The sequence below is a fragment of the Vibrio genomosp. F6 genome, from assembly GCF_005146325.1.
In the GTDB taxonomy this organism is placed as follows: Bacteria; Pseudomonadota; Gammaproteobacteria; order Enterobacterales; family Vibrionaceae; genus Vibrio; species Vibrio cortegadensis.
In genome coordinates, this window is sequence record NZ_SYUT01000015.1 from 1 (window position 1) to 5,978 (window position 5,978).

Below are 5,978 nucleotides of genomic sequence, written 5' to 3' on the forward strand. Positions count from 1 at the left end.
ACGGCGAAATTGCTAAAATATAAGGTCCATTGCGTTCATCACGTGGTGGACCTTTTTAATTCTTATCGCGTATGAGTAACCGTCCTCAAATGCGATAGAAATAAGATCTATCCATCGGTTAACCATCTTCTTTAACGAAGAGCGCTAGGTGAACTACTTTTCTCCCGCTACGTTTGGCATTAACCTTATGTTTTTCCTGGTGCCATTCATCCTTACCAAATCGTTTCAGCCCTGTAGAATCAATCGCGATAGCGACAATGTTGGTATCGGGTTTATCACATTTTTAAATCGTGGTGTTGAAAATTCAAGCTGACTGAGTCGCTTTGACTGCAAGGTATAATCTGGGCATTGAAGGTGCTTCAGGCCCAACATTTCTAGCCGGTTTTCGATGAAACCCTGCGCTTGGCGCAGGGGCAACTTAAGCACCATTCTCAGGTAATGACAGGCTTCAATAGTGCTGTCAGGATATTTTACCATCGAGCCAGTACCATCGTGGGTCCGCTCTTCATTCTGCCAGTTGTTGAGAATATCATCGGACAACCAAACATCAATTCGTCCTCGGTTTTTTAGGGCCTGATTGTAGTCAGAATGATTGGTCAACCGATAAGTATGCTTCTTAATATGATGACGTTTGGAGTCGTTGTGTTTGTAAGGCATTTGTTAATTAGCCAACCAAGATGAAAGGCTGACTATGATAACTGAACTCAATGAGAATAAAAAAATGAAGGTTATTTGAGCGCTGCAACAAAGCCTTGACTCAACGGATATCTTTTCTCCCTATGTTTCTCCATGTCATTCCTTATCCCCACCAAAGGATACCACTCACATTATCCCTTTGTAGGGATAATATGGACTATATACCCACCAAGGGATATACTTTGCTCTATCCTCACTAAAGGATAGTGAGACATCTTGATACCGCACCTTAACTCTATAGAGGGTTGGAACAAATGATATATAGCCCGAAACAACTAGCCGATACGATGCTACTGATACGTCAAAAGAATGGATGGACACAATCAGAACTCGCAAAAAAAGTCGGTATCAAGCAAGCGACGATCTCAAACTTTGAAAACAACCCAAACAAAACAACGCTTTCTACTTTCTTTAAGCTTGTCCAGGCAATGGATCTCACATTGCGTATCCAGGAAAAATCACAAGTAACGTCGTTAGATGAAAATGATGATGGGAGCTGGTAATGCAAAAACTAATCGCATACATGAATGGTGAACTTGTTGGCACTTTAGAGAAGCAAAAGAATGGTGCTCACACTTTTCAATATGATAAGAACTGGGTAACGAGTGCGATGACCCGCCCACTATCATTATCTTTGAAACTTCAATTACCAGCGATCACTTCCGATGCGGTTATCAACTATTTTGACAATCTCTTGCCAGACAGTCCTCAAGTCAGAGATAGGATCGTTGCAAGGTACAAAGCCTCATCCAAACAACCCTTTGATCTCCTAAAAGAAGTCGGGAAGGACAGTGTTGGTGCGATTGCTTTGCTTGCTCCAGAGCTACCTTATATAAAAGAACCACTTAGATACGAAGAACTGGATGACAAAAAATTAGAATCTGTTCTTTTAGCCTACAAGTCTGATATTCCGCTTGGGATGCTCGAAGAGGAAGAAGACTTTAGGATCTCAGTAGCAGGCGCTCAAGAGAAAACGGCTCTCCTGTTTGTTGAAAAGCAATGGTGTATACCAAAAGGAAACACACCCACCACTCACATCATTAAACTGCCAATAGGTGAAATACAGCAAGCTAACGCGACACTGGATCTCAAAGATAGCGTAGAAAACGAGTACCTTTGTATTGAGCTAGCGAGAGCGATGGGGTTCGCAGTTCCCAACATCCATATAATCAAAACAGACAACATTAAAGCTTTGGCTGTAGAGCGCTTTGATAGACGCTGGACAAAAGACAGAGCTGGCTTGCTACGCTTACCTCAGGAAGATATTTGCCAGGTATTTGGTATGCCATCGTCCATTAAATACGAATCTCAAGGTGGCCCTGGCGTCGCTCAAATCATGGCGTTGTTAATGGGTTCAAGTAATGCGCTAGAAGATCGATATAACTTCATGAAGTTCCAAGTCTTTCAATGGCTCATCGGTGCGACAGATGGACACGCCAAAAACTTTTCTATCTATATTGATAAAGGAGGAAGCTACAGACTCACTCCATTCTACGATATTTTGTCAGCCTACCCGTTACTGGGAGGAAAAGGCTTCAATATCAGAAAACTAAAGCTGGCGATGGGATTGAAAGCAACGAAGGGCAAGAAGTATGAAATCAGTAAGATCCTGCCTCGTCACTTTTTGGCTACAGCTAAAGCTGCAAACTTTAGTCAAGATACGATGCAAGAGATAATTGATGAAATGAAAGACAACTTACCTAAAGCCATGTTACACGTCAGTGAGGCGCTGCCTGAGGGCTTTCCTAGGCATATCACTGACTCTATTTTTGAGAACACTCAAAAAATAATTAAGAAGATTTAGCCATTTCGCCGTAACCCTCGTCCGAGCGGGCGGACAGTGAATAATCACCTCATCCTCACCGATAGGCGTCAATGTTGTATCACCGACATCAAAGGGTGTATCTTCAGGCAAGAATATCATGGCACCGGATGTGTCTTACCTATACCGCCCATTTGTTATTCATTGCCGAGCTTCCTCAGGTGGTCGGTGAACTCAATGAAATCACCCGCATCCGCTTTACGTAGACCGGAGATATACGCAGAACGCTCTTCACTCATGTCTTCGAGCTTCACGTTCGCCCATGTCATGGGCTTTTCATGAAGTAAAAACACTCGAACAATGTCTGTAAAGATCTGAGAGTGACGACCATTACCATTCACAAAAGGGGGGATCTGTACGAGACGGTGCTGAGTTCTCGCTGACAACGCAAGGTTGTCAAAGTGCCTGAACTCAAACCAGCATTTAGCGTCTTCTAAGAAGTGGTATCGATGTGGTGGTACTTCAAGCCTGCCATATCATCAGGCAATAGAGGCGATGACGGTAGCACGATCCTCAATCATGTCTTCTATCGGCTTACTTGGCACTAATGTGTAGGTCAGATCACAACCTAGGCGTTCGGCCAATACCTTAAGTTGGTTGATAGTAATGTCACCCTCAGCCTCTTTACGCTCAAGGATAGAAATTTTGTTTCTGGTTAGCCCCGCTCTAGCACCAAGTTGGGCACCAGACATACCAAGGGCCGTTCGGATAGTCCGAACCCAACCCTCTTTGGTTTTTTTGATCAGGCAAAGCCCTACTGCTGAGTTGGCAATCGCTCGGTATTGATGCATCACTGTCTTTTTAACCGTGTTGTTTGGATTGGCTCTGAACAAATGCATGACTAGGCTTACTGTTGATTATCATTTACATTATGGTCAAAAATTGATACACCGACAATAATTTGGTATTCAAATAAAGAGACACAACGAATTGTGCGTATCACAATATAGATGCACTTAATCAGTTCTGGATGAAAAAACGAATACGAATAAATATGACAGTATCAATAAAACGATACTTATTAAGCAAATACGTATCATAATTAAGAGACACAGACTTGTTCAGCGTCTCTAACATTAGATGCACCAAGGTGACATCGCCTCTTATGTTTGATACCAACGTGCCTCTTACGCTTCAATTTTGAGACTAAAACGGAACTAAACACGCCACGGCTAAACGTTCAATTCCATAAATGCTAAGCTCTCAACTCTTTGATAGAGACTAAGTATACCGACCATTCACTGAGGTGTTGCCTATTGCCTCATTGTGTATTTTCGTCTGCTTTTCCATCACGTCGCTCCTTCAAGGCCGTGGTGCCTTAGGGCCGTTTTCAAGCAGCCCTAAAACCCAATTAAAATCAGACCCTTGCAAGCGTGAGTGTTTCAGACTGAGACACAATCGTTGCGATTGAGGGGCCTTTGAGACAGTGTGCATCGCAGTGAACATCGCGATGACTTGTACTGACGCCATGAAAAAGACGTCCCCCTCCCTCCAAATACATCCCGAGCCTCATCCCTGCCTCCAAGTCCATGAGGTGCTTTCGATGTCAAATCGAGGGCAAATCCGCTAAATACCGCCAAGCTTGAAAAACTTCTTCTGCCCCGTTAGGTGACTTTTCTGCGTCCACCTCATTGACCGCCTCTAGACGTTAGAAATTAGATATCGCCTTATGAGTTTGAGTCAGGGTTTGATAGCGACAGATTTGACCTAAGCAATAATGGGGGGGCATTTTAGAGAGAGAACGTGCCACGGGTAGGAGTTCAGTCTGTGAAGTTATTGTTGAGTAGACGACGAGCACTAAGTCCAACGATAATGTGACATTCTCTTGTTTTCGAATATTTCGAATATTGACTTTTTCGAATATTTCGAATAACCTCATGGTATGCAGATTTGTATACCATGACATCAGAAACTTAAAACTAGAGAGAAACACAATGAATACTGCTACAAAATTGCCAAGCGCTGAAGAAATGGCACTGGCTAAGCTTGGTAGCCAAGAGTTGTCAGCCGTTATAGAAATTAATGGTGAGGCTCAAAGGATTAATGTTGTCGATAAGTCTGGTAAGACTCACGAAGTCACTATTCCAGCAAGCGCATTAAATATGATGATTGAGGTGCTGACTCAATTAGGTCAAGGCAACTCTGTTAGCATCACACCTATTCATGCGGAACTCACAACGCAAGAAGGTGCTGATATGCTAAACATGTCTCGTCCTACTTTCATTAAGCTTCTGGATTCTGGTGATATTCCATTTAGTCGTACTGGCAACCGTAGAAAGGTAGCTTATGCTGATCTTATGGAGTACAAGCACCGGCTAGAAGAGAACAGACTCGCTGATCTTGCTGAACTATCGGCATTAGACCAAGAAATGGATATGGGATATTAATGGCGTCATATACGGTAATTCTAGACGCATGTGTCATGTATCCAGCTCCACTTCGAAGCTACCTAATGTACTTGGCCAACACTGGCCTGTTTAGAGCGCGATGGACAGAACAAATACATGATGAATGGACTCGAAATCTACTGAAAAATAGGCCAGAGCTAAATACAGAACAACTACAAAGAACTCGACAGTTAATGAACGCGAATGTTCCAGACTGTTTGATTGAAGGGTATGAGCCTTTAATTGATGGCCTTACTTTACCCGATGTTAATGATAGACATGTAGTAGCTGCCGCTATTAAAGGTCAGGCTGAGTCTATTATTACGTTTAACCTAAAAGACTTTCCTTCTAGCGAACTCGAACCTTTAGGTCTATCGGCAATACATCCAGACGAGTTCCTGTGCGACATGTTCGAATTGGACAATAGCGCATGTGTTAAGGCTGCTCAGCAACAAAGAGCTTCATTAAAAAGACCACCAATGAGCCAAGACGAGTTCTTAGCTTGCTTACAAAAACAGAGGCTCCCAAGCTTCGTCTCACACTTAAAGAGCTTCAAGTTGATGCTTTAGATCTGATTTGTAGACTTTAAACTGAGCCGCTTAATTGCGGCTTTTTTGTATACACTGTGGTGCTCACCACCTTGCAGCCAAGTAAACGTAACTTCGTAATCACTAGTTTTGTCACTGTTTGAGTTGTACCTGAGAACTGACTTGGACACTTCAATACCGATAACTAGCTACCGCTTCTCTTATCATGATGAAAAAAGAAAGCGTTTAATAGAGCGTAATAGAGCTTGGATCCGAAAGCATATCCTTATAGCGCTAACGCTCTTCTTCCTCTTTTATGCCGTCTGCAAACGCAGCGTCACTTGGGTTATCACCCTCATATGGTAGTAGAGTATTGTGCTTCATTGGAAGCCGTCCGGCTTCGCACGGTGATCGGACGAACTTCAACTAAAAAAAACACAGCCAGTTCATCAACACTTTCCATCGCCGCCACAAACAACAAGCCACTGTAATACCAATTAGAGAAAAAATATGATCTAATTAGGGCATCGCCATCTTACGGGAAAT

The 5,978-nt window shown here is 43.0% G+C and carries 7 protein-coding genes; 4 read left to right on the plus strand and 3 right to left on the minus strand.

From position 1 onward, the window contains the following. Window positions 1-225 precede the first annotated feature (225 nt). A complete protein-coding gene (locus tag FCV43_RS04375; protein WP_240697125.1) occupies window positions 226-657 on the minus strand; it encodes a transposase in 432 nt (143 codons plus the stop codon). Window positions 658-950: 293 nt separating this feature from the next. On the opposite strand from FCV43_RS04375, the gene hipB reads away from it, so the two are divergent. Beyond that, window positions 951-1,199, plus strand: a complete 249-nt coding sequence (hipB, locus tag FCV43_RS04380; protein WP_113798107.1) for a type II toxin-antitoxin system antitoxin HipB — start codon at window positions 951-953, stop codon at window positions 1,197-1,199. Next, window positions 1,199-2,500, plus strand: a complete 1,302-nt coding sequence (locus FCV43_RS04385) for a type II toxin-antitoxin system HipA family toxin (protein ID WP_113798105.1) — start codon at window positions 1,199-1,201, stop codon at window positions 2,498-2,500. Before hipB ends, FCV43_RS04385 begins: the two co-directional genes overlap by 1 nt. A 155-nt stretch (window positions 2,501-2,655) precedes the next feature. Here the strand turns inward: FCV43_RS04385 and FCV43_RS04390 are convergent, their stop codons facing one another. Both FCV43_RS04390 and FCV43_RS04395 read right to left on the minus strand, forming a co-directional pair. Further along, a complete protein-coding gene (locus FCV43_RS04390; RefSeq protein WP_240697126.1) occupies window positions 2,656-2,904 on the minus strand; it encodes a hypothetical protein in 249 nt (82 codons plus the stop codon). A gap of 93 nt (window positions 2,905-2,997) precedes the next feature. After that, window positions 2,998-3,357, minus strand: coding sequence for a helix-turn-helix domain-containing protein (locus FCV43_RS04395; protein WP_113798103.1), 360 nt, complete (start codon window positions 3,355-3,357; stop codon window positions 2,998-3,000). Window positions 3,358-4,452: 1,095 nt separating this feature from the next. Between FCV43_RS04395 and FCV43_RS04400 the strand changes: the two genes are divergently transcribed. Both FCV43_RS04400 and FCV43_RS04405 read left to right on the plus strand, forming a co-directional pair. Further along, window positions 4,453-4,905: a helix-turn-helix domain-containing protein gene (locus FCV43_RS04400; RefSeq protein WP_113798101.1), complete on the plus strand. Its 453-nt coding sequence runs from the start codon at window positions 4,453-4,455 to the stop codon at window positions 4,903-4,905. Continuing rightward, on the plus strand, window positions 4,905-5,474 hold the full coding sequence (locus FCV43_RS04405) for a PIN domain-containing protein (RefSeq protein WP_113798099.1): 570 nt from the start codon (window positions 4,905-4,907) through the stop codon (window positions 5,472-5,474). The genes FCV43_RS04400 and FCV43_RS04405 overlap by 1 nt, the downstream gene beginning before the upstream one ends. Window positions 5,475-5,978 lie beyond the last annotated feature (504 nt).

Bases quoted from the DNA above. Each gene is read 5' to 3' on its own strand.
- FCV43_RS04375 (WP_240697125.1), bottom strand. From the start codon at position 657: ATGCCTTACAAACACAACGACTCCAAACGTCATCATATTAAGAAGCAT.
- hipB (WP_113798107.1), top strand. From the start codon at position 951: ATGATATATAGCCCGAAACAACTAGCCGATACGATGCTACTGATACGT.
- FCV43_RS04385 (WP_113798105.1), top strand. From the start codon at position 1,199: ATGCAAAAACTAATCGCATACATGAATGGTGAACTTGTTGGCACTTTA.
- FCV43_RS04395 (WP_113798103.1), bottom strand. From the start codon at position 3,357: ATGCATTTGTTCAGAGCCAATCCAAACAACACGGTTAAAAAGACAGTG.
- FCV43_RS04400 (WP_113798101.1), top strand. From the start codon at position 4,453: ATGAATACTGCTACAAAATTGCCAAGCGCTGAAGAAATGGCACTGGCT.
- FCV43_RS04405 (WP_113798099.1), top strand. From the start codon at position 4,905: ATGGCGTCATATACGGTAATTCTAGACGCATGTGTCATGTATCCAGCT.